The organism is Microcoleus sp. bin38.metabat.b11b12b14.051 (assembly GCF_013299165.1).
Lineage (GTDB): Bacteria > Cyanobacteriota > Cyanobacteriia > Cyanobacteriales > Microcoleaceae > Microcoleus.
Genome location: NZ_JAAFKD010000016.1, coordinates 145,908 through 167,851, shown reverse-complemented (window position 1 = coordinate 167,851; position 21,944 = coordinate 145,908). Strand labels below are relative to the sequence as shown.

Genomic DNA, 21,944 nt, shown 5'->3' with positions numbered 1-21,944 from the left:
TTTATCTGAAAAACTGCATAAGCAAAATGGTAGTCTCTACATAAATGCTGTGTATGAAATTGGGAGACAAAACTTCATGAAACGATTGGGTCGTCTATTGGCAGTATTGGGCTTAGTGCTGGGCTGCATTGCATGGGCTGGAGACATGAGCGCGATCGCGGGGACATTGAGCCGTGTCGTATTGCCATCATCCTCGCTCCTAGCTGTTGAAGCTCCGGCTAGAACCAATCGCGCCGATGACAAGCTTGCCACAGAATACGGCAAAAAACTTGATTTGAACAACAGCGCCGTCCGTGACTTTCGGGAATTTCGAGGGTTGTATCCCACTTTAGCTGGACTAATTATTAAGAATGCTCCTTACGAAAAAGTTGAGGAGGTACTCAACATTTCTGGCTTGACGGAAGCTCAGAAAAAGGTGCTGCAAGCTAACATGGACAAATTCACAGTCACTGATGTCGAATCAGTCTTTATTGAAGGAGACACCCGGTTGAATAACGGTCTCTACGACTAGATAGCAACGGCTCTCATTTGAAGGCATTAGTCAGTTGTCAGTTGTCAGTTGTCAGTTGTCAGTTGTCAGTTGTCAGTTGTCATTTGTCATTAGTCATTGGTCATTGGTCGTGAGTGAGAAATATTTTTTTTAAATTCATGAATTATGACTGATGGCTTTTGGTTCCGGGTGATGCTCGGGCTGACTAATATTAGTTAGCAATCATTGGTCATTAGTCATGAGTGAGAATTGATTTTTTAAATTCATGAATTATGGCTGATGGCTGATGGCTCCGGGGTTGCGCTCGGGCTGACTAATGACTCATGCCTTGAGAAAATAGCTCGCCCAAAGAGCGTCGAATTCTCCGATGTTGTGGAGAGTAAAAAAATTAGAGATTAGTTTTAGTCCCAGATTCATCTGTGGCGTAAATCATTTTATTAAATTGATTAATCTAAAATCGACAGTTAAATCCTCCCAATTAAACGGTGGAGTTAATTATTTAATCTAAAATATAAAATATAAAATATAAAATATAAAATTGACAGTCTTATTCGTCATATTTATATGTAAAGTAAAATCTGCAATTGTGCAATTGTGAAAATCAAAAATCAAAAATCGGCAGTTTTATTCGTCAGATTGATATGTAAAGTAAAATCTGCAATTGTAAAAATCAAAAATCGGCAGGCTTATGACTGACAAATTTGACGTATTGGTGATAGGTGCTGGCGCAGCGGGTTTGTACACGGCACTTTGCCTTCCAGAACACTTGCACGTGGGCTTGCTCAATAAAAATATCTTGCCTGTTTCTGCCAGCGATTGGGCCCAAGGAGGGATTGCTGCGGCGATCGCCCCTGAAGATTCCGCAGCCCTACACGTTAAAGATACACTGGCAGCCGGAGCAGGTCTTTGCGATTTGGAAGCAGTGGAATTTTTAGTAGAGGAAGCTGCTGCTTGCATTGATTCCCTGGTGAAAATGGGCGTTGCATTCGATCGCACCGGCCCAGATTTAGCCCTCACCTTAGAAGCAGCCCACTCGCGCCGCCGAGTGCTCCACTCCGCAGACACCACAGGAAAAGCGGTTGTCAGTACCCTGACAGCAAAAGTATTGAGTCGCAAAAACATTCAACTCGTATCCCCAGCCTTTGCTTTGAGCCTGTGGCTAGACGAAACCGGGCGCTGTCAGGGCATTAGCTCGATTTGCGACTCCCGAGTCAAATGGCTGCGGGCTAGCGCCGTAGTGCTGGCGACAGGAGGCGGCGGACAAGTTTTTGCTCAAACGACCAACCCATCGGTAAGCACCGGGGATGGGGTGGCGATTGCGTGGCGCGCCGGGGCGCTGCTGCGAGATTTAGAATTTGTGCAGTTTCACCCGACGGCGCTGAGTAAAGCGGGGGCGCCTCGGTTTCTGATTAGCGAAGCGGTGCGAGGAGAAGGAGCTCATTTGGTAGACAGCAAGGGATATCGCTTTGCTTTTGACTATCACCCCAGCGGGGAACTCGCCCCTCGCGATGTCGTTAGCCGCGCTATTTTCAGTCACTTGCAGAAGACGGGCGAACCTCATGTTTGGCTCGATTTGCGCCCGATTGCGGTCGATCGACTGCGCTACAGGTTTCCGAATATTATTCAAGTGTGTGCTGATTGGGGAATTGATATTTTTTCCGAACCCGTGCCGGTGACACCCGCAGCCCATTACTGGATGGGAGGGATTGTCGCTGACAAGTTCAACCAAACTTCGATTCCGGGTTTGTACGCGGTGGGAGAAACTGCGAGCACGGGAGTGCACGGTGCTAATCGGTTGGCGAGCAATTCGCTGCTGGAATGTCTGGTTTTTGGCGCGCAAATGGGACTTTTGCAGCTAGAAGGTGAAAAGTCCGAGGCCTTCCCCGATGATGGATGCGCGGGGGAAATATTGGAAAAATCGATTTCACAACAGGATATTGAGGCGATCGAAAAATTGCGGGTAGAATTGCCGAGCTTGGTGTGGCAGAGTGCGGGAATTTGCCGCGGAGAACGGGATTTGCAAATTGCGATCGCCCAGGTTGAGCTTTGGTTGCAAGAATTTGCTTCTTTACCGTTGAGTCAGACTTTGCTCAATTTGCGACCCGGACAAATTATAGATTTTTCGCCTTTTAATGGGGAAAATAGATCGGTTTTGCGAAATTGGGGGGAAGTTGGCAATTTATTGGATATTGGCTACTTAATTCTCAAAAGTGCTGCGTTTCGCACGGAAAGTCGCGGCGGTCACTACCGGGTTGATTACCCGCTTACCGATCGCCAGTGGTGCAGGCACACTTTAATTCACAAATCTCATTGGTACCACTCCGATCCAATACCAGACTGAACCATTGCTCAGCGCGTCCCTGTACCGTCACTGTTGGGGTTTCCGTTGGGGTCTGGTTCGTATTTTCTGGGGTTGTTTGGAGTCCGAGGTGTTTCTGCAACCGTCAAAACTGTGGGGGTCGATGGCGTCGGGCCCCGCAAGCTACGCTCTTGTGTTGAGTTGCTGGTTGAGTTCTTGGCAAGTAAGGCGGCATTTGCGATGCCCATCCCATTCACTTGCAGGCATACAGCCAGGGTTGCCGTTGTTGTGAGCTGAATCAAAGTACGCATAGTGTTCATAGCCTTATTCAAATCACCGCAGTAGATGCACGTCTGTCCCACCTATTATATCTATCAATTTCCGTACTTCCACTGATATCTTTACATTTCCTTTAATTAATTTTTGTAAGTTTACGTAAACCCTTTTCTATCAAAGCTTTTTGGGGATTTAAAGTTATTTTCGGTCTCCTATCTTTTTAGGGCTGCGGATTTTAGATTTGTGAATATCGAGGAAGATCACTTGCTGCATAAGGATTTTAACCATCGGTCTGCCGTTGTATTTTTTAAACCATCTCATTTTGTTCATATTTTTTAATAATTCTATATCTAGCCGTTTTACTGTGCTAAGTTTCCTCTTTGTCGTAACTCTATCTAATGATAGATTTTAAATTTGAGATTTATATACGGTTCAGTTAGAGGATGTAGGACAAAAGAAATAGCCTTATTTATAGCTATTTTATCAAAAAAAATTCAGTCTATAATTGTCACAAGATTTTGACTTTTAGACTATCCTATTCCCAGCGTATTGTTTAAAATTTTAGATTCTTCGACTTCGTGAAAGGCTAGGCTGGCAAGCGCGATCGGCTACAATGGCAGACAAGACGCGAGCGCACAAGTTTTAGAATCAGGCCTTAGGTAGGGTCGAAGGATTTTAGATTTGGGAATAAATTATGCCATAAAAATTGGCAGATTGGCTAAAGTTAAATGCTTTTTTTAAACTGGTATTGATTAAAAAAATTGATATTGATTTTTACCTCTATCCTTAGCACGATACATCGCAGTATCGGCATTTTTGACTAAAATTCCTGACTCTTGACCATCAATTGGATACAAACTAATGCCAATACTTGTGGTTACAGAAACTGTATGTTCTTCTAAAATAAAAGCCTGCATGATGGCCTCGCAAATTTTTTCAGCTACCTTCGCCGCTTCTTCGCGACCGGGAATTCCCGGCAGAATTACGGTGAATTCGTCGCCACCCAACCGCGAGATAATATCGCTGCCGCGCAAGCATTTTTTGAGCCGGCCGGCCACTGCTTGTAAGAGCAAATCGCCCATATGGTGTCCGAGAGTGTCATTAATTGACTTAAATCCATCTAAATCTAGGAACAGTAAAGCTACTAATTCCTGATTGCTAGAGGCTCTGTCTAGAGACTGATGCAAGGATTCGTGAAACATTTTGCGATTTGGCAAACCAGTGAGAGCATCGTGATAAGCTTGGTGGCTGAGTTCAGCATTTTTTTGCTTGAGGGCATCTTCCAAGCGCTTGCGCTCGGTCATATCCCTGATCGCTCCAACTAAAAAAAGGTTCCCAGCAGCATCTTTGTGCAGGGATCTTTTAGTCGAAATCAGATGCGTAATTCCGTGAGCGTCGGTAAAATATTCTTCATTTTCTAGTGGCTGGTGAGTTTGCAATACTAATTCGTCTTGCTGCCAAAATATATCGGCTTCGGCTTCGGGAAACAAATCGTAATCAGTGCGGCAAATTAAAATTTCCAAAGGATAGCCGATAAACCGACAATATGACTGATTCAAAACAACCCAGCGGTGATTTCTATTTTTCACAAAAATCGGGTCGGGAATTGTGTCTATCAGCCATTGTAAAAATTCTTTAGAGCGTTTTAATTCTTCTTGTAAGTGAGCCAGATAACCCACAACTGCCGCGCCAGAGCCCAGAAGACTGAGGATGGGAGGAATTAAGGGCACCCACCAACCAGCCAAACAGACCAGGTATAAACTGGCACTCAAACCGATACAGATAGTTGACAGACACCAAGCTGATCGCGCGAGCGATCCCAACTTCCAGCTCACGGTGGCTCCCACCCACGACCACAGTAAAATCCACAGCCACTCTGCCACCTCGGGCCAAACTTTGATACTTCCGCGCCCGTCGAGGGCAGCACTCAAAATGTGGCTCAAGAAATGAGCTTGAATCTCGACTCCAGGTATTTGTTGGGGAGCAGCAAACAAACCCGAGCTGTAAGCATTTTGCTGAAAGTCTTTGAGGCTGGGGGCTGTTGAGCCAATCAAGACAGCCCGCGATCGTACAAAATCAGCCGATATTTTGCCAGAAAGCACGTCAGTCATTGATACAGTCTGGAAACTGCCTCGCGGGCCGCGCAGGTTGGCGAGAATTTGATAGCCGCGGCTGTCCGATCGCACGTAAGCACCGTCATTCGGTTTAAAAGGCCGAAAAACCCCCTTGCCTAACTGCAAGTATTTAGGATTGACTGTTCCTGGCTGAGGGGAAATCCCTTCGCCCTCAAGGTAAAGCAAAGCCAGTCTCAGAGCGAAACTTTCATGGGTTTTGCCGTCTCCGGGCCAAGCGTAGAGCAAAGCTCGGCGCACTTTACCGTCAGCGTCGATGACAACGTTGTTGAAACCAATCCGCGAGAGCTTGTCAAGTACCGGAGGCGGCCGAACTCCGAACCTAGTGTCATCTGGCATCAACTCAATGCCGATGAGGTTAGGAATAGTTTTAAAAGTTTTGAGCAATTCGGCGTTACCCGGTGGAGCTGGCAAATCTCGGTAAATGTCGAGACCGATCGCCCGTGGCTTAAGGGCCTGCAATTTTTGCAGCAATTGAGCCAATACAGCATCGGAAAGTGGGTAGCCGTATTTTTGCAAGTCAACTTCATTAATTTCGACAATGACGATGCGCGAGTCAATTGGTTCGGCTGGCCGGCAGCGTATAAAGTAGTCGAAAGCAGCCCATTCCCACACCTGCAACAATCCGAAGCAGCGCAGTAAAATCACTGTACCGGCAACGGTAGCGGCAGTAATTAATACTCTGCGTTCTCGATCGAGCCATTTTTTGAGAGTTTTTAGCATATTTTGGGAATTTTGCCTCGCTTTCGGAGTATCTAAGCTACTACTACAACATCTAGCTTTTACATCTCTGGCGCGCTCTGCTCAGTCGATTTTTTTCTTTGAGATGTTTCATTATCCAATTTCTTGGTTTTTTCGTGCATTCGATGGATTAATTTTTAATTTTTGTTTGTCTAATTGTCTGGTTTTTAGGTGCAATATGGGGAGTCTATTTTATATTTTAGATTTAAGACGAGCCAATTTTTAGATTTTTATGCGTTAGCGATATATAGGGAAGTCAGAAAAAAATGAGGTATGTCTGGTAATTGGTAATTAATTTTAGCCGCTCGCGAAGTCGAAGGCTGGTAATTGGTAATTTTAGCCTCCGAGCGAAGTCGAAGGCTGGTAATTGGTAATGGACATGACACCAAATGCCCAACGAGCCAAGATTTTCGGTGATTGCAGATTATCGATTACCCATTACTCATTACTCATTACTGATGACCCCAAGCGTCCGCAAATATTGGAACTATAATTGGTATATTGAAACCTGATTTCTGAGTTTCAATATTTTTTTTAGCAATAAACTTGCATTACCTAATTTTTTTACCGATCGTTCTACCGCAGACAAAAGGCAGAGCAACACAAACGCACTTCTGATTTTCAGATAGCAAAGCGAATGAATTCCATCTTGTCTAATGAGTTTGGAAGCAGAACCCTTATTTCGGTGTCTTGACTTTTTCTGTATACTTGATAGTATTAATTATTCAACAGCGTAGCCCATAGTCGAAAAAAATTTACTTTTCAAGCTATAGCCTTTCGATCTCTCATATGAGGTAGGGATCGAAGCTAATCAGCAAAAAAAATATTGCTTGTCCCAGCACCTGATTTAATTCAAAAGCTTGATAGTCCCTGCGATTGCTTCGCTCGCAGCGAACAATGACATATAACTTAAAACCCTGAGCATACAAGTTTTAGGATACCTCATGGAGAGTGATAACTGCTACAAGTAATTTTTACTTATTTTTAATTGTAGATGCGAGATTTAAGATTAATTTCGCAGCACGAGACAACGAGCAAGTAAGTTAAGAAGGATATTTACTGCGTAACAATCTAAAATCTGTCATCTACAATTTTCAAATAATCTGTCAGTTTTTAAAGTTACGCGGGCCGGGATAACCCGATAAATCAGCGAGTTCATCGAGTTGTTTTGTCCCAGAATAAAACTGACCTTTAATCTCCCACGTCGGAAAACCTTTAACATTAGCAGCAGCAGCTTGACAAATTTCTGCACGGGAGTTTTGTCCCCTGGGATCGCATTCAAAATAATCAATTATTTTGGCTGCTTCTTTGCCGAACAGCATTTTTTGGTCGTGGCAGTGGGGACACCAGTAAGCGCCGTATTCTTTGGCGCCGATTTGTCTCAGATGCTGCGCTAAAGCAATTTGTGCGGGCCCTGAGGTTGTAGTGACCGCAGGAGGTGCAATTCCGGGGCTAGAAACAGTGACGGGCGCCTTGACGCTGTTGTAGAGTCCCAAGGCGCCGATCGAACTTACCATCACCACCAAAATGCCCGTAAACACCAACTGTCCGATATCCTCCCACTCGCGCCCGACTAGCGTCAGCACAAATAGCGACAGCGCAAATACCGCGGAACTGATGCAGTAGATACATAGCTCCTGAATTTCAAAAGCCATCAAGTACATCAAATAGCTGCTAAAAATTACCATCGCAGCGGTGATGATAAATAGCCCTTGCCAAGTTTTGTTTTCTAGTTGAGAGTACAGTCCTTTATTGGTGTCGGGATTTACGGCTTTGGGAGCTAGTGCCAGAATTGCTATGCTCAGATAAGCCAAACACCCTAACAAGCTTAAGGGCACTGTGCCAAAAACTGTAGCGTAGGGACTGTTGAGAACTTTGTCGCAGCCGCTGGTGGGACAAATGACTGAGCCTGTCGTGAATTTAGCGATCGTCAGATAAGCCGTTTCTAGGACTGTGATGGCTGCGATCGCTGCCATCACAGTCCTAGACCAGCGATGAATCCAAGGGGTTGAACGTCGGCGAATCATTTTTAGATTTGGTAATTGCTAATTGGTCATTGGGCGAAGCGAAGCGGAGGGATGGGGCATGGGGCATGGGGCATTGGGCAAACAGGGCATTGGGCATGGGGCATTGGGCATTGGGCATTGGGCATTGGTCATTGGGCATTTGTGCTTTTTTTACTGTGTGTTTTGAGTTTTTAGCGATTACAGTCTTGGACGCACAAACTCTATATGTTGTAGATAAGCAATGCACACTTTAGCGTTATAATTCGCGCGTCATACGTTTTTTACACAAGTCCTGTATTCCCAATGACCAATGACCTGTTTGAACAATGACTAATGATCACCCTTCGACTTCGCGAGCGGGCGAGATGACTAATGACCATTTTACGTTCCAAAAGCAGGTACTTGCTTTCCGGCGCGATCGCCCGAGCGATACTAAAATTTTAGACCCTTCGACAAGCTCAGGACAACGCTCCTGTTCAAGCTCCCAGATGAATCTGTGGAGTCAAATCTAAAATCTAAAATCTAAAATCTAAAATCGAGTGACTTTGCCCGGTTCGGCGGTTGGCCCTCTTGAGCCATTAGCGTCTCTGTTTTGTTGTTCGAGCTCTTTCTGGGAAAAGCTGCGGCGGGCGGCTTCGACAAACTGACTGACGCGGATCGGATCGATCGGCTGCTCGATGCGGCCGTTGCGCTTGAGGGAACTCGAAACAATTACGCCGTCAGCAGCTTGCATGAGGGTGGAAATGTTGTCCCACGAGGCGCCGCTGCCGATAAAAACTGGAATTTCCCCAGCGGCTGCACTGGCGAGTTCTAAATCTTCGAGATTGGGAGGGCTGCCGGTTGTCCAGCCGGAAAGAATTACGGCGTCGGCTAAGGCGCGCCCGATCGTCTCTTGGACGGCGGTGGTCAAGTTGGGGCTGCCTAGGGGGCGCCCGTGCTTGACTAACACGTCTGCGAATATTTTGACATCGCTGCCCAATTCCCGACGGTAGCGCAGTAGCTGGTGTGCTTGGCCTTCAATTAAGCCTTGATCTGTGGCCATGATGCCGTTGAGGACGTTGACGCGGATGAATTGGGCTCCCGTGCAGGAGGCGATGGCGATCGCGCTGTGGGCGTCGTTTCGCAGCACGTTAATGCCGATCGGCAGAGTCACCAGATTTGTTAGCCTCTCAACTACCAGAGTCATGGCACTTACCACAGCCGGATCTACGCTGTCTTTGGCAAAAGGAGCGTCGAAAAAGTTCTCGACTATGATACCGTTTGCGCCGCCAGAAGCCAGCGCAGTAGCCTCTTGCTCGGCTCTTCCGATAATAGCTTTGAGGTTCCCGCCCCAACGGGGAGAAGTTGGCAAAGGCTGTAAATGTACGACACCGATTATGGGATTCGGCGTTTTGAATATTTGTTTTAAGTCCACGGGTTTCCTGAAACCACCAAGTTCACTGACGGCTGACGGCGGGTTTTAACGGTATATTCTAGAATTCTATATCCACGCGGGTGATTCGGATGACTCAATCGCGTGACCTGGTTGCTCAAGCCCGGAATTGGGCAGCAGTTAGCCGATTTGAGATTTTCAATTTGAGGTTTGGAGATTTACTTGCTGCATTGGAGTCTGGGAGATTGATCTGTGGATTTTCAGTTGTCGGAGATTGACCCTACATTGGGGAGTGAAACTGCCAATTTACACCACCACAGATGAATCTGGGGGGTAGAACTTTGGCGCAAGCCGCTGGCGAAAGAGCAGAATCTAAAATTTTGGCATCTGGGCGACTCCTGTGTCCAAGCATCCGTTTTCGATCGAGGTTAATTGTTGAAAGTTGTTCTGATCGTTTTGGCCCTCACCTCCGGATTGTGGGCAGCAATCGAAGTGCTGCTACGGGTGGTGCTGGGTTTTGGCAATCCCTTGATTTACATTGCCGATGCCGAATGCGGCTATTTGTTGGCACCCAACCAGAAAGTGCGCCGTTTGGGCAACCGAATTGAGATTAACGAGTATTCGATGCGTACAGGAGCGATCGCCCCGAGTCCCGCTCCCGAAACTCTGCGGATCTTGCTGTTGGGTGATTCTGTCGCTAACGGCGGTTGGTGGACGGATCAGACAGATACGATCTCGGAACTTATGGCTCGACAGTTGAGGACAGAACTAGATTATCTGGCGATCGACCCACAATTCGGGTCAAAAGTCAACTATGCAGATTTTGAAGTTCTCAACGCCTCGGCTAATTCTTGGGGGCCGAGGAATCAACTGGCTTATGCCAAGCGGTTCGGTGTTTTTGGAGCAAAGACTGTGGTGTTGCTGCTGAATACGGATGATTTGTTTGCATCGGCTCCCTGTGCTGAAGTTGTGGGGCGCGATCGAGCTTATCCTGCACGCCAACCGCGATCGGCAGCACTAGAATTATTCACCCGTTACTTGCTACCTGCTGTACCGGCGGGTCAATTGGTAGCACCCGGAGCCAACAGCGGGGATGTAGTCGGCTCTAATTTAGAAGCTATTCACCAAATCCAGAGAATAGCTGTATCGGCTAACGTGGAGTTTTTGCTAGCTGTTACGCCCAAGGCGGGCGAACTGGGCGGCGAGGGCCCTCGCGACTGGGAAGTCAAGGCTAGAGAGCGTCTCGCCGAATTCGTCGAACGCGAGAAAATTACTTACATAGATTTTCTTCCTATTTTCAATAGTGCGCCGAAACTCCCAACTTTGTATCGAGACAGCATTCACCTAAGCCCGGAAGGAAATCAGCTAGTTAGCCAAACTATCAGCAGTGAAATAGTTGCTGTTTTTTTGCATAATAAATCGTGACTTCAGCAAACCACAGACACTTACTTCCGACTTTTGTTGCAAAAAGCAATCAGAATTAAATCTTAGTTCAAACCCGGAGATTCATCTGTGGAGTCAATCTCAAACCTTGAATGTGAGAATCGACAGTTTCATAAAAAGAAATACGGTAAGTGGGAAACTCGGCGACTTTAGTCCTTCCTAGGGAAACGACCCGGCGGTTTCAACCGCCTTGAATCTTTCCATCACCGCCTTGGGATTGCTTGGCTCTTGTGTACTTTTGTAATGTACTCTCAATGGGACAATTACCATTTCAAGCTTCGCAATCCTGTACGCATAATGGTTGCCTTTGTTGGGCTCCCTTGCGGGGTAATGTTCGCTTCGCCAATGTTATAGGGGCTTTTTCGGCTAGCAGCACTGTCTCAGTGACTTTAAGACTGTTTAACTACTAACGATAGAGCGGAAAACTAGCGTCGCATTCTCCGGTATCGTGACCCGAATAACGTAGACCTCGAAAGTCTTAGGCTGGTCAGAACAGCTTACTCGATTACTCTTGCAAGCTCAGTGTCTTTAGACCTGAGTTCCTGACTCTCTAATAGAGGATGTGGAGCCAATCTCAAATTTTCAATGCAAAAATCGACGGTTTCAGCCAGCAGATATATCGGTGGAATCAATCTAAAATCTGAAATCTAAAATCGACTGATATCGCATCCGGTTGCACCCGAACAGTTACCCTTTTTCGCGAACAACAAACCCAAACTGGAGAAGCAGCCGGAAACGACACGATTTGTCTGAATTTAGCTAACTTGCAAAGTAGACTCTAGCTCTTTAGGATACCAGGCTTGACCGTCGAGAGCCATTTGCTCGATCGAACTCGCAAGCCGCAGAGCTTTGAGAGCTTGTTCTCCTCCCACAGAAGGCTGATTTCCACCTCGGACGCAATTAATAAAATGCTCCAATTCTGCGTGGAGCGGTTCAATATTGCTGGTGTAGACTTTCTCGATCAACCCATCTTGACGGTAAAGCACCTGACCGTAATCCGTCACGTAGTTGGCGGTTGTTTGTCGGTGAATCAAGATTTCGTTGTTGAGAAAATCTGCCTCTGTTAAAGAATTCTTGCAGTGAGCCGCGATTGAACGGAGTTTGCGGTGTGTCACCTTGCTTGCTGTCAGGGTGGCCACAATGCCGTTAGCAAAGTTCAACGTCGCTGTCACGTAGTCTAAATAACCTGAATCTGACGCTCTACTGCCGCTGGCTGTCAGCTTCACCACATGGGAATCTGCCAATTCCAGGAGCAAGTCGATGTCGTGGATCATTAAATCCAAAACTACCGATACGTCGTTAGCCCGATCGGAATAAGGACTCATCCGATGAGCTTCCAATGCCAGTAACTCTTCTGTTTTCAGGACTTTGCCGAGTTCCTGAAAAGCTGGATTGAAGCGCTCGATGTGACCCACTTGCAAAATCCGGTGGGCTTCAGCGGCCGCGTTGACCAAAGATTCGGCTTCAGCAATGCTAGCTGCGATCGGCTTTTCAATTAAAACGTGAACTCCCGCCTGGAGACAAGACATCCCCACGGCGTGGTGCAGGCGAGTTGGAACGGCGACGCAAACTGCATCTACGTGGGCGAGCAAATCTCGGTAGTCTTCAAAGAAGCGAACCCGGTATTTGCTGGCTACATCAATTCCCCGCTCTACATTTATATCTGAAACACCCACGAGTTCGATATCTTTTAGCAAGCTCAGAACTCGCGTGTGGTGCTGGCCCATATTGCCAACCCCAATTACCCCAATGCGGAGGGGTTCAGGTTGACTTCTGCCGAAAACATTTCCGTATCCCAATGACATCCTATCTAGCACTCCTGGATTCTCCTCCACCACAGGAATCAAGCCCGTTGGCTTCCCTAAGCTACTCACAGCATCCCGATAGTACCACAGTCAAACTATTTGTGAAGAATTTCTAAGTTAAGTTGCGATTCTGGCTCTCGTGTAATTAAGCAGAAGCTACTTAGACCAGGGCCCTCATGTTGCAGAATTTTTTCTGCAACTCGTGTCTTGACAAAATTTACCAAATATGATATGTCCTTTCTCATGATACCAACTAGGCATAATAATTTTAGATAATTAAAAATACAAAATATTTTTAATTATCTAAAAAACTTAAAAACTAATACTTAAAAAGTAATAAATAATAGAACTTTTACAGGTGACACCTGTAAAGTTCGGAGGTTAAAATTGGGTAATTTTTAAATTGACAAAAATTAATGTTAAGTATGTGGATATTTACTGGCGATCGCTATCTTAAATAAAATACACTTAGGGAAAACCAAATGACGCCGACGATGAATCGGAAATAAAAGCAGAGATTGGGAAACGCGATGCCAGCACAATCTTAAATTATGCAGCAGTGTCACTGGCAGGAATTGACCGATCACAAGCCGCCGCAATCACTATCTAAAATTCTTGGTAGCGGTTTTTTAAGTTAAGTAACTACTCGGTTACAGGAAGATGATTGGAACCAGTTGCAGTTTCCGAGGGGACAGCTTTAGCACTGGCAGGTTTAAGCTGGTTAACACACTAGAAAAAATGGCAGCTTGACGCGCGGCTGTCAATAATTAAGCAGTCAGCAGTCACTTTTCTGAAGATATTCGAGTTGCAAAATTTTGCTCGCGATTGGGAGACAAAGCCCGGGCTTTCAAAATCGCGGCGACCAAAAACGCATAGGACAAAACTCCCACTAAAGCCAACAACAGTACGCTGACTGCACCTGAAGCGTTCCATAAAGCGTGAAGTGCGGAAGCGCTAAAATAACCTACACCCAAAATTTGCCAGCGCTTCCGAGGTTTGAGGGCGCTCAAACCGATAAAATATCCCAAATAGCCGCTGTAAGCCATGTGTCCGGCGGCGGAACCCAAAATTCGGGGAATTAGCAACTGCAATCCTACTAATTGTCCGGCTTCGGGCCCTGCTTGCAGGGTGATATTTTGGATGATGTTGGGGACGTACTGGCCGAGAGTTTCTAGTAGTGTAAAGCCGACTGCGGAAGCACTTCCTAATAAAATTCCGTCTAAAGGTTCCCAAACGCCGAGGCGATCGCGCCACGGATTTTTTAGCAAATTTCCCAGGATCAAGGCTCCCAAAACGGGCAGGGCTTTGAGCAATTCTTCCATCAGACCCGCTCCGAAGAACATTCTGATTAAAAAAGGCAAAAAACTGATTTCTTCGCCTTCTGCGGGCAAGCGACCGGGCAAAATTTCTCTAAATACTAATATAAATCCAATTAATAAGGGGCTGAGCAAAATCAGAACTGTAGCTAAAGCCGCACCGAGCAATACCCACCAAGGCTTGTGTTTGCCACACAGTCGATATATGAAGTAGTAAGCTGCACCGGCGAGGTAAGCTGAAAGCAGAAAGTTGAAGGCTGCGGAATTTCCGACTGCGACAAACAGCGAGACGACAAAGATAACTGTGACAATACCGGGATATAAGTAAGCTTTTTGGCTTAATTGTTTGCCTGTGGAGGCGATCGGGAATAATTGAGTTAAAGTTAGAGCGTCTTTTTCAATTTCAGGAAAATTGCCTGTTTTTGCTGGGGGGAATCGCGATTTATTTGGGCCAGAGGCTGCGTTCGATTCAAAGATGAATTCCGGGCCGTCTTGGCCGAGACTGATGCGATCGCCTGAAAGTAAAGTTTGGCAACCTTGCAGCTTTTCACCATTAATATAAGTTCCGTTGGCGCTGTTGAGGTCGCAGATTTCCCATCTCGTCCAAGTTCCTTGACTGAGGGGACGGATGGCGGCGTGACGACGGGAAACCATGCCGTGGGCGATCGACTCTAAAGCTATTTGACAATTGCGATCGCGTCCGATCGCTACTTCCCCATCTTGTGAAAGTTGATAATTATACGCTGGCGCTGCTGGAGAGCCTTTAGCTGGCACTTGTCGCAGAAATCCGATTTCATTTGTCATTAGTCATTTGTCATTGGTCATTCGTCATTGGTCATTCGTCATTTGTCACTTGTCATTTCAGCCGAAGAGCGAAGTCGAAGGCTAGTCATTTGTCATTTTACTCTCCAGAGCGACTTGCCCCGACTTGTCCGAAGAGCGTAGCCGAAGGAGCGCAGTATTTGATGAAGCCTAAGGGTTGTCGTGCAGTCAGCAGTCATTAACTATTAGCTGTTAACTGATGTTGTTTATCAGCAATTTTTCTGCCACATTTATTAGTTTAGAGCATCTCCTGCTTTGTAAAAAGTATTTTTTACTATGCGAAGACATCAAGAGTTCCCCCTATCAAATTCAAACTGAGATGCTCCCTGTTAGTCATTGGCTCCCTCGGTGTGAGCTAATCTAATCGATCCGCAGTCTTTCTGCCACATTTATTCGCTTTCAACTGCTAACTAATGACCGATGACTAATGACCAATGACTGCTAACTAATGACCGATGACTAATGACCAATGACTAATTACTCTGCTTAGAGATTTGCTCTAGCATCCTGAACCGCTGCATAAAAAAATATGCCTGTGAGCGGTACGCTGAGGGCGAGGATGATGCCGGTAACTAAATTGCCAAGTTGAGCTTCTCCCGAGGACAGCTCAAAGATTGAGCCAACTGCGGCGATCGCAGTGATGCACGAAAGAGCTAACAATAAACCGCTTTTTGGAGTTCCTGCCATCATAAAAAGAAATACGGTAAGTGGGAAACTCGGCGACTTTAGTCCCGAGAGGGAAACGACCCGGGGGACTTTAGTCCCCGTGAACCCCCTTGCGGGGTTGGAGGGGTATGGTTGCCCCTCCAATGGAGATATTATGGTCTCCTTTCTCCCTTGCGGGGTAATGTTAGCCTCGACCTGGTTATAAAGGCTTGTTAGACCTGCAACACTGTTTCAGTGACTTTAAAACTGTTTAATTGCAGATGACAGAGCGAAAAACTGGCGTCGCATTCAAGGAGTGTCGTGACCTAAATAACGGCTCCTCGTGATCGAGGGGTCTGGTCAATACAGCTTGCTCGATTTCTCTTACAAGCTCAGTCCCTAAAGGGCTGAGTTACTGACACTGATTTGACTGCCTTTGGCGAAAATTTCATTTTGACTAATTCTTCATTGAGTGCGAGCTTGTTTTCTACTCTGTCTACAAACAGCACTCCGTTGAGGTGATCCATTTCGTGCTGAATTGCCCTCGACAATAAATCTTTCGCTTTTATGGTTTGTGGGCGGCCGAATTCGTCGCGATATGACACTTCAATGACTTCTGGGCGTTTGACCTCCAAATAGACCCCCGGAATGCTCAAACACCCTTCTTGCAAGATGCAGATATCGCCGCTGGTACTTTTGATGGTGGGGTTGATCAAAACCATTGGGGGTGTGGCAGGGTTTTCCGGGTCGCAGTCGAGCACGATTACTTGTTTGTGGACTCCGACTTGGGGGGCTGCTAAACCGATGCCATCTGCACTGTACATGGTTTGCAGCATTTCGCGGACTAGCTGTCGAATTTCTGCATCGACGCTGTTGACGCGCTTTGCTGGCTGCCGCAGGACGCGATCGCCTAAAGTGTGTATGGTTAGGGGCGGTTTTTCTAATTTTTTCTTTTCAACCAAAACCTGAGCCGTCATAAAACCTCGCGAGATGTTTGGAAACCCCCAACGAAAGCTGTTGGGGGGATTACAGGGGAACCAATACTATTATTTTCAATATTAATCTAATTTTAAGTAGCCTTGACATTCTCTGGGCGGCGGAGTGGCGAAGATTCCCAAACCTCACGATTTAGGTTTGTGTTTCACAGCACCGACCTTAACAGATTTACTGGCGATCGGGTATTGCGATCGCCCCACAGACGCTCCACCGCTAGTCCAGCGGTCAAAATATTCTTAATCGCATTGACATATCGATCGCGGTGACAATCACAACTACGACTTTGCCAATAGCGAGTATTTAAAGGCACTTTTGCGACCATGTGCCCGCATTCACCGCAATGTTTTAACTAGAAAACCTTCGATAATGTCGAATTGCCAAAATCAGCACTCCTGCCATTGTTTTTTATTAAATTTTGGTTACTACGCCATAAAAATAAGTTAGCAAAAGTAGTTTGAAGGTGTCTCTATTTTTGTTGGGATGCTACGCAACTGACATCATTGAAAGAATGTAAATCTGCTTGTTTTGTTCATTCACTCTGGATGGAAAATGTCTGAATGTATCCAATTTTATCCTATTTTTGTACCAGCCTTGGCTTCTTTCATCGAGATATCTATTTATTGTAAAGTCAACACTTATGGACGCACCCCAAAGTGCGCCGCAACAGCGACTCTTGCTCTGGGGTTGAGTAAAATCGGTAACTAAAGGCTTTTTCCATGCCTCGCATTTTAGCATATATTTAAAATACCAATATAAATCCGTGCTAGAAGGACGGGGTTTCTACCAGGTTTTTCGATGACTGGAAACGCACCAAACCAACGACCGATTATTTCTCTGGGGCTGTCGCCTGCTTTACTGGCGGTAGAGCTCGCGGGGGCGATCGCGATTTTAGTGTCGATTTTGCCGATCGTACAATTTTGGGGGGTTTTGCCCGATCGAATTCCGATTCACTTCGGCTTGGGGGGGCAGCCTGATGCTTTGGGCGACAAAGTGATGATTTGGATACTGCCAGCAGTGGCTGCGATTATTTTTGTGGTTTTAACTGCGGTATCGCGCTATCCGCATACTTTTAAGTATCCGGTACGGATTACTCAGGAAAATGCGCGCCGGCAATATCTCCTGGGGCGAGGACTTTTGGTTTGGCTGAAGGTGGAGATTTGTTGGCTGTTTGCTTTTATAGTGCGGCAACAAATTCTTGTGGCTTTGGGTAATGCTCAAAGGCTTAGTGTGGAGTTGGTTTTAGGGATAACTTTTTTGATATTGGCGACGGTTGGCTTGTATTTTGTGAGGGCTTATTTGGCGCGCTAGGTTTCATTCATTTGACAGTTGACAGTGGACAGTTGACAGCAAATCCCCAAGCACGCAATAGAAGAGATAAGGGCGACCTCTACCTGGAAGAGGATTGGAGTAATGAATAGCCTTATTTCAATTTATCGTTACAAGGGATTCGCTTTCAACCAATTCTTTCGGGAACCCAAAAACTTTCATATCAAAAGGTTTGTAGTGAGGACTTTAGTCCGCATCCATTAAAAAACTAAAGTCCTCACTACAAACCTTTCAATTAAGCCATTAGATATGTTTGCTGATTGTTCATCGGCAATTCTCGCAATCTTTGATTTTTCAAATCAGGTTCTAATCCTAGTTCTTCCATGGGAATCACGCCCAGCAAAACAGCGGCAACGCCTTCGGGCAATTCTAAACAATCAAATCTGCCTTCTCTCCCTTCTACAATAATTTGAGCGCCTGCAAAAATTCGACCTTTTTTAATGCCAGCCGATGTTTCTACATCTCTTTCTCCTACTTGTCTTAAACCTAGTTGGCTAATAATGGGAGCTGGCAAGGAAAGTAGAGTTGCTCCGGTATCGACAAGAACTTTGTCGAGTACCGCAGAACGAACTTCCTCCGTAGAAATGAATCCCCGTTCGGCCATAACTAGATCGATGAAATTCGTGACGGTGATTGTAGTGATTACTTGACCCATTTGTTTTCCTTGAAGATTGGGGAGTACCAGGGTCATATTATGTTACCTCTTTGAGTGTAATTACTCGATATTTCTATTGTAATGCTATCTAGAATCGTGCTTCGTTAGTTAAAATCGTTTTAGCGATCGCCCAAAATTAGAATTTGCCTCAACGCATGACACCAGAACCAAACTCTTCTCAACCAAATCTTCCTGAGTCGAACGTGACTGTAGAAAATCTTAACGGTGCAAGCCCTACTGTGCCATCAGAGCCAGCGGCAATCGTCGCCACTGCGGATCTGGAAAAACCGCTGCCGCCACCTCCTGCAACCCGCAAGGTTTTATTGCCGCAACAGCCGGCACAAACGACTGCTGAGAAGTCGGCTTCGGTGCTGACGCTGGGGTTGATCGCAGCGATGATTTTTGGACTCGCTAATGACAACATTTGGCTGGGCTTAATTGGTGCCATCGGTGCGATCGGGGTATCGCTGCGGATGATGTGGCCGAGTTGGGGCAAAATCTGGGTGCAAGTAATTCCGCCGACTTGGCGCACCCTGATTGTCTCTTGCTTCGGGCTTTTAGCTGGGATTGTTGGCTTGTTGATGCTCAGCGGTACTAATACTGAACCGGGAAGTCGCAATATCCAAATCAACTGGGATGCGATCGGAGCTCTGGGCGAGTTAATTGGCGCTTTGGGTCAAATTTTAATCGCAATTTTGGGCGTTTATGTGGCTTGGCGCCAGTACGTAATCTCGAAGGATTTGACGATTCAGCAAAATCGCATTACGCAGCAGCAAACGATCGATGCTTATTTTCAAGGAGTTTCGGATTTAGCCCTTGACGAGCAAGGGTTTTTGGAAGATTGGCCGCAAGAAAGGGCGATCGCCGAAGGCCGCACGGCTGCGATTATGAGCAGTGTGGATGCTGAAGGTAAAGCGAAAATTCTGCGGTTTTTGTCGCAGTCGAGATTGGTTACTCCTCTGAAGCGCGATCGGCTTTTGGGCCGCCCCATCCTTGACGGCGATGGTGGCTACGCAGAAGACAGAGATCACGGCATCCGCGTCATCGATTTAAACGTTATGTTAGCCGGTGCTGACCTAGCGGGCACCGATTTGCGGTGGACGGAGTTGAGCGAAGCTAACCTTGTCCGCGCCAACCTCAGCAAGTGCGATTTAGTCAAAGCCAACCTCTCGCGTGCTATCCTGTACGACGCCAATCTAGCTCGCGCCGACATGAGAGCAGCAATATTATTCTACGGCTCTGCTGAAAAAGCATCTCCCCGCAGCCGCACGGAATTTGCTAACTATCAAACGGGCGAACATACCGGCGCTGTGGTTGAACGTGCTGATTTCACCGCTGTCAAGCGGCTGTCGGACGAGCAGCGCTATTACTGCTGCGCTTGGTGCGGCTCAAAGTCGAGAGAGACTATTCCCGGTGGCTGCGAAGGTATTCCTAATAAACTCGGACGTTAAGATTGGCGATCGCCCTGTGCTTACGTATATATTTCAGTCGGCTATACTTGAGGGGTTTTAAATCAACGCTTGGGTAGTGTTTTAGCCATGAAAAATACTGAGTTACACCCAGAAGTAACTCCGCATCGCGATCGCCACAACAGCAGGGACGGGTTAATTTTTGTACTTGCTATGTGGTTTCTGAGCCGATCGGTAATTGCGATCGGGATGCAGCTAATTGCTCCTTTAGTCTGCAAGAAGTCGCCAGTGTATGCCATTGAGCCACCTCTGGGTTTTGTGAGTGGCTTCCTTCCCAAAAGTGGCTGGGAATTGTTTTCGCACTGGGACGGTAAATGGTACATCGAAATCGCTACTTTAGGCTACAGCTATGCAGATGACGGGCAGCATCATTCTGTTGCTTTTTATCCGCTGTTTCCTTTGCTGGTGCGCGGGCTGATAACTTTGGGGATACAAGTGGAAGTAGCGGGGGTACTAATCAATAGTTTGGCATTTATGGGTGCATTAGTGCTGGTTTACTTTTGGGTAGAACAGCGATACGATACAGGTGCAGCTAAGTGGACGACTGCTGTACTTGCCTGGTGTCCGTTTTCGCTATTTTGTACTGTTATCTACACAGAAGGATTGTTTTTGTTCCTAACAGCATCGGCTTTGCGAGCTTTTGAGAGGGGCGAGTATATTTGGGCGGGTTTTTGGGGTGCTTTGACGACGGCTACTAGGGGGCCGGAAGTGGCACTGATACCTACTTTTTTGCTGACAGCTTGGAGGGAAAAAAGACCTCCTATCGCTTATGCTGCGGGTTTGGCTAGCGCGATCGGGTTGTTGTCATTTAGTTTGTATTGTGGTCTGACTTTTGGAGATGCCTTAGCATTTATTCACGTCCAAAAAGCCTGGGTTCAGCCTACTTGGTTGGACATATTTCGGGATTTTTTTAGTTTCCGCGTGCAAGCTGTTAGTAAAGTTGGGATGATTTTTGGCGGTGGCTATTTGTTGTGGTACTTGCGAAAAAAGCTCAGCATTACACTCATCAGCTTCGGTTTTTGCTCTTTAGCGCTGTTGCTCAACTCCGGTGCTCTCCAATCGGTTCACCGCTATGCTTACGGGATTTTGTCGCTATCGATCGCACTCGGTTTACTTTTGAGCAGTCAGCGTCGTTGGGGATATGCTGTGATGACATTATTTCCTACATTCCTGCTGTACATGGCTGTTAAATTTGCTGCGTGGGCATAGTTCATTCAGTTGACGCTTGAGGGCTACTTCTGGCTAAAAGCAACAGGATTGAAACAGTGAATAGTTTTGTTTTATTTCCCCCTAGAAAGACGATGTTTTAAACCCATTCTTCTTGGTAACTTAAGATCTTGCTCAATATATTTTTCATAAACTTAATTTACTCTACCTCCCATGCTGCCTGAAAAAAGTCTCTTTCGCACAGCATAGCATAGCGATAGGTGGCTTCTACTTCGGGCGTAGATTCGGCATAGCGATCGACCAAACTTTCCAGCCGCGAAGCTAAAATCTCAAACTCCGGGCTGCTGTAGGTAGAAATCCACTCGCTCAAGGCGTGTTCCGGTATATGAGGTTGAGCTAACTGCTGCCCCAAAAAAGCATACAACCGCAAACAAGGAGTCATCGCTGCTACTGTTAAACCTACACCGCTTCCCCAAGCTGTTGCTAATAAAAAATCCTTGTAGCGGCGGGTAGCGATTCCGGGTTTGATCTCGGGCAAGTTTACACCCCATTTCGCTGCATATCCTTGATGCAGGTGCAATTCTTCCAAAACGCCACCGCCGAGATTGTGGAGGATTTCAAACCCCTCCCAATCGGGTGCTTTTGCCGCAGCAATGCTGTAAGCGCGGGCAAATGCTTTCAGAAAAAATGCGTCTTGTGCAACGTAATATGCAAAACTATTTTGGGGTAGGCTGCCGTCAGCAATGCCTCTGACAAAAGGATGTTGCAGGCAACCTTCCCTTAAGTCTTGATTTGCTTGCCAAAGATACTTAGAATTTGTCATATTTTTATAGTTTTACCATAAAAAATTCGTTAAAAGCATCTCTTTTTTATGGACAAATTCAAAAAAGACTGTTCATTACTCCAATCGTCTTCCATCAAAGTAGAGGTAGCTGTCAACTGTCAACCCCTCGACAAGAGCGAGCGGGCTCTTATGTCAACTGT

Annotated in this window: 18 protein-coding genes and 1 pseudogene; 7 read left to right on the top strand and 12 right to left on the bottom strand. The window is 46.3% G+C overall.

Annotated elements, in window-relative coordinates:
- The first annotated feature begins 76 nt into the window (after window positions 1-76).
- Entirely contained in the window at window positions 77-511 is a 435-nt protein-coding gene (gene psbU / locus QZW47_RS18260; protein ID WP_293129382.1) for a photosystem II complex extrinsic protein PsbU, read from the top strand.
- 667 nt (window positions 512-1,178) lie between these two features.
- Window positions 1,179-2,831: an L-aspartate oxidase gene (gene nadB / locus QZW47_RS18255; RefSeq protein WP_293129364.1), complete on the top strand. Its 1,653-nt coding sequence runs from the start codon at window positions 1,179-1,181 to the stop codon at window positions 2,829-2,831.
- Between the two features lie 8 nt (window positions 2,832-2,839).
- Here the strand turns inward: nadB and QZW47_RS18250 are convergent, their stop codons facing one another.
- The 3 genes from QZW47_RS18250 to QZW47_RS18240 form a co-directional block, all read right to left on the bottom strand.
- On the bottom strand, window positions 2,840-3,109 hold the full coding sequence (locus QZW47_RS18250) for a hypothetical protein (RefSeq protein ID WP_293129362.1): 270 nt from the start codon (window positions 3,107-3,109) through the stop codon (window positions 2,840-2,842).
- A 708-nt stretch (window positions 3,110-3,817) separates the two neighbouring features.
- A complete protein-coding gene (locus tag QZW47_RS18245) occupies window positions 3,818-5,920 on the bottom strand; it encodes a CHASE2 domain-containing protein (protein WP_293129360.1) in 2,103 nt (700 codons plus the stop codon).
- 1,124 nt (window positions 5,921-7,044) lie between these two features.
- The gene (locus QZW47_RS18240; RefSeq protein WP_293129358.1) at window positions 7,045-7,965 is read right to left on the bottom strand and encodes a vitamin K epoxide reductase family protein; all 921 of its coding nucleotides are present in this window, start codon (window positions 7,963-7,965) and stop codon (window positions 7,045-7,047) included.
- On the opposite strand from QZW47_RS18240, the gene QZW47_RS18235 reads away from it, so the two are divergent.
- Window positions 7,947-8,198, top strand: coding sequence for a hypothetical protein (locus tag QZW47_RS18235; RefSeq protein ID WP_293129356.1), 252 nt, complete (start codon window positions 7,947-7,949; stop codon window positions 8,196-8,198). The genes QZW47_RS18240 and QZW47_RS18235 overlap by 19 nt on opposite strands.
- A gap of 275 nt (window positions 8,199-8,473) precedes the next feature.
- Here QZW47_RS18235 and btpA read toward each other — a convergent pair whose 3' ends face one another.
- Window positions 8,474-9,358 (bottom strand): photosystem I biogenesis protein BtpA, encoded by an 885-nt coding sequence (gene btpA, locus QZW47_RS18230; protein WP_293129354.1) that lies wholly within the window; start codon window positions 9,356-9,358, stop codon window positions 8,474-8,476.
- A 393-nt stretch (window positions 9,359-9,751) separates the two neighbouring features.
- Here btpA and QZW47_RS18225 point away from each other — a divergent pair, with 393 nt between their 5' ends.
- Window positions 9,752-10,741, top strand: coding sequence for an SGNH/GDSL hydrolase family protein (locus tag QZW47_RS18225; RefSeq protein ID WP_293129352.1), 990 nt, complete (start codon window positions 9,752-9,754; stop codon window positions 10,739-10,741).
- A 773-nt stretch (window positions 10,742-11,514) separates the two neighbouring features.
- Here the strand turns inward: QZW47_RS18225 and QZW47_RS18220 are convergent.
- The 6 genes and pseudogenes from QZW47_RS18220 to QZW47_RS30175 all read right to left on the bottom strand — a co-directional run bounded on the left by QZW47_RS18220 (window position 11,515) and on the right by QZW47_RS30175 (window position 17,061).
- Window positions 11,515-12,564 carry a Gfo/Idh/MocA family oxidoreductase gene (locus tag QZW47_RS18220; protein ID WP_293129380.1) on the bottom strand — a complete coding sequence of 350 codons (1,050 nt, stop codon included), beginning with the start codon at window positions 12,562-12,564 and terminating at the stop codon, window positions 11,515-11,517.
- Window positions 12,565-13,346: 782 nt separating this feature from the next.
- Window positions 13,347-14,684 carry a PrsW family glutamic-type intramembrane protease gene (locus QZW47_RS18215; protein WP_293129350.1) on the bottom strand — a complete coding sequence of 446 codons (1,338 nt, stop codon included), beginning with the start codon at window positions 14,682-14,684 and terminating at the stop codon, window positions 13,347-13,349.
- A gap of 504 nt (window positions 14,685-15,188) precedes the next feature.
- Window positions 15,189-15,389 (bottom strand): hypothetical protein, encoded by a 201-nt coding sequence (locus tag QZW47_RS18210; protein ID WP_199292547.1) that lies wholly within the window; start codon window positions 15,387-15,389, stop codon window positions 15,189-15,191.
- A 350-nt stretch (window positions 15,390-15,739) separates the two neighbouring features.
- On the bottom strand, window positions 15,740-16,324 hold the full coding sequence (gene def, locus QZW47_RS18205; protein ID WP_293129348.1) for a peptide deformylase: 585 nt from the start codon (window positions 16,322-16,324) through the stop codon (window positions 15,740-15,742).
- Between the two features lie 164 nt (window positions 16,325-16,488).
- Window positions 16,489-16,677, bottom strand: a pseudogene (locus QZW47_RS18200) (hypothetical protein); the annotation flags it as partial.
- Between the two features lie 294 nt (window positions 16,678-16,971).
- Window positions 16,972-17,061: a helix-turn-helix domain-containing protein gene (locus QZW47_RS30175; RefSeq protein WP_366930895.1), complete on the bottom strand. Its 90-nt coding sequence runs from the start codon at window positions 17,059-17,061 to the stop codon at window positions 16,972-16,974.
- A gap of 77 nt (window positions 17,062-17,138) precedes the next feature.
- Between QZW47_RS30175 and QZW47_RS18195 the strand changes: the two genes are divergently transcribed.
- Window positions 17,139-17,651 (top strand): DUF1648 domain-containing protein, encoded by a 513-nt coding sequence (locus tag QZW47_RS18195; RefSeq protein ID WP_293129344.1) that lies wholly within the window; start codon window positions 17,139-17,141, stop codon window positions 17,649-17,651.
- Between the two features lie 253 nt (window positions 17,652-17,904).
- Here QZW47_RS18195 and QZW47_RS18190 read toward each other — a convergent pair whose 3' ends face one another.
- Entirely contained in the window at window positions 17,905-18,360 is a 456-nt protein-coding gene (locus QZW47_RS18190) for an aspartyl protease (protein WP_293129342.1), read from the bottom strand.
- 119 nt (window positions 18,361-18,479) lie between these two features.
- On the opposite strand from QZW47_RS18190, the gene QZW47_RS18185 reads away from it, so the two are divergent.
- Together QZW47_RS18185 and QZW47_RS18180 are read left to right on the top strand one after the other, a co-directional pair.
- A complete protein-coding gene (locus QZW47_RS18185) occupies window positions 18,480-19,775 on the top strand; it encodes a pentapeptide repeat-containing protein (protein ID WP_293129340.1) in 1,296 nt (431 codons plus the stop codon).
- A gap of 87 nt (window positions 19,776-19,862) precedes the next feature.
- Window positions 19,863-21,002: a mannosyltransferase family protein gene (locus tag QZW47_RS18180; protein WP_293129338.1), complete on the top strand. Its 1,140-nt coding sequence runs from the start codon at window positions 19,863-19,865 to the stop codon at window positions 21,000-21,002.
- 157 nt (window positions 21,003-21,159) lie between these two features.
- Here the strand turns inward: QZW47_RS18180 and QZW47_RS18175 are convergent, their stop codons facing one another.
- Window positions 21,160-21,783 (bottom strand): TenA family protein, encoded by a 624-nt coding sequence (locus tag QZW47_RS18175; RefSeq protein ID WP_293129336.1) that lies wholly within the window; start codon window positions 21,781-21,783, stop codon window positions 21,160-21,162.
- Window positions 21,784-21,944: the final 161 nt, after the last annotated feature.

Excerpts from the sequence above, each read along its gene's own strand:
- QZW47_RS18250 (WP_293129362.1), bottom strand. The coding sequence starts at position 3,109 with ATGAACACTATGCGTACTTTGATTCAGCTCACAACAACGGCAACCCTG.
- QZW47_RS30175 (WP_366930895.1), bottom strand. The coding sequence starts at position 17,061 with ATGGAAAAAGCCTTTAGTTACCGATTTTACTCAACCCCAGAGCAAGAG.
- nadB (WP_293129364.1), top strand. The coding sequence starts at position 1,179 with ATGACTGACAAATTTGACGTATTGGTGATAGGTGCTGGCGCAGCGGGT.
- QZW47_RS18185 (WP_293129340.1), top strand. The coding sequence starts at position 18,480 with ATGACACCAGAACCAAACTCTTCTCAACCAAATCTTCCTGAGTCGAAC.
- QZW47_RS18190 (WP_293129342.1), bottom strand. The coding sequence starts at position 18,360 with ATGACCCTGGTACTCCCCAATCTTCAAGGAAAACAAATGGGTCAAGTA.
- QZW47_RS18195 (WP_293129344.1), top strand. The coding sequence starts at position 17,139 with ATGACTGGAAACGCACCAAACCAACGACCGATTATTTCTCTGGGGCTG.
- QZW47_RS18240 (WP_293129358.1), bottom strand. The coding sequence starts at position 7,965 with ATGATTCGCCGACGTTCAACCCCTTGGATTCATCGCTGGTCTAGGACT.
- def (WP_293129348.1), bottom strand. The coding sequence starts at position 16,324 with ATGACGGCTCAGGTTTTGGTTGAAAAGAAAAAATTAGAAAAACCGCCC.
- QZW47_RS18220 (WP_293129380.1), bottom strand. The coding sequence starts at position 12,564 with ATGTCATTGGGATACGGAAATGTTTTCGGCAGAAGTCAACCTGAACCC.
- QZW47_RS18175 (WP_293129336.1), bottom strand. The coding sequence starts at position 21,783 with ATGACAAATTCTAAGTATCTTTGGCAAGCAAATCAAGACTTAAGGGAA.
- QZW47_RS18180 (WP_293129338.1), top strand. The coding sequence starts at position 19,863 with ATGAAAAATACTGAGTTACACCCAGAAGTAACTCCGCATCGCGATCGC.
- QZW47_RS18210 (WP_199292547.1), bottom strand. The coding sequence starts at position 15,389 with ATGGCAGGAACTCCAAAAAGCGGTTTATTGTTAGCTCTTTCGTGCATC.
- QZW47_RS18245 (WP_293129360.1), bottom strand. The coding sequence starts at position 5,920 with ATGCTAAAAACTCTCAAAAAATGGCTCGATCGAGAACGCAGAGTATTA.
- psbU (WP_293129382.1), top strand. The coding sequence starts at position 77 with ATGAAACGATTGGGTCGTCTATTGGCAGTATTGGGCTTAGTGCTGGGC.
- QZW47_RS18215 (WP_293129350.1), bottom strand. The coding sequence starts at position 14,684 with ATGACAAATGAAATCGGATTTCTGCGACAAGTGCCAGCTAAAGGCTCT.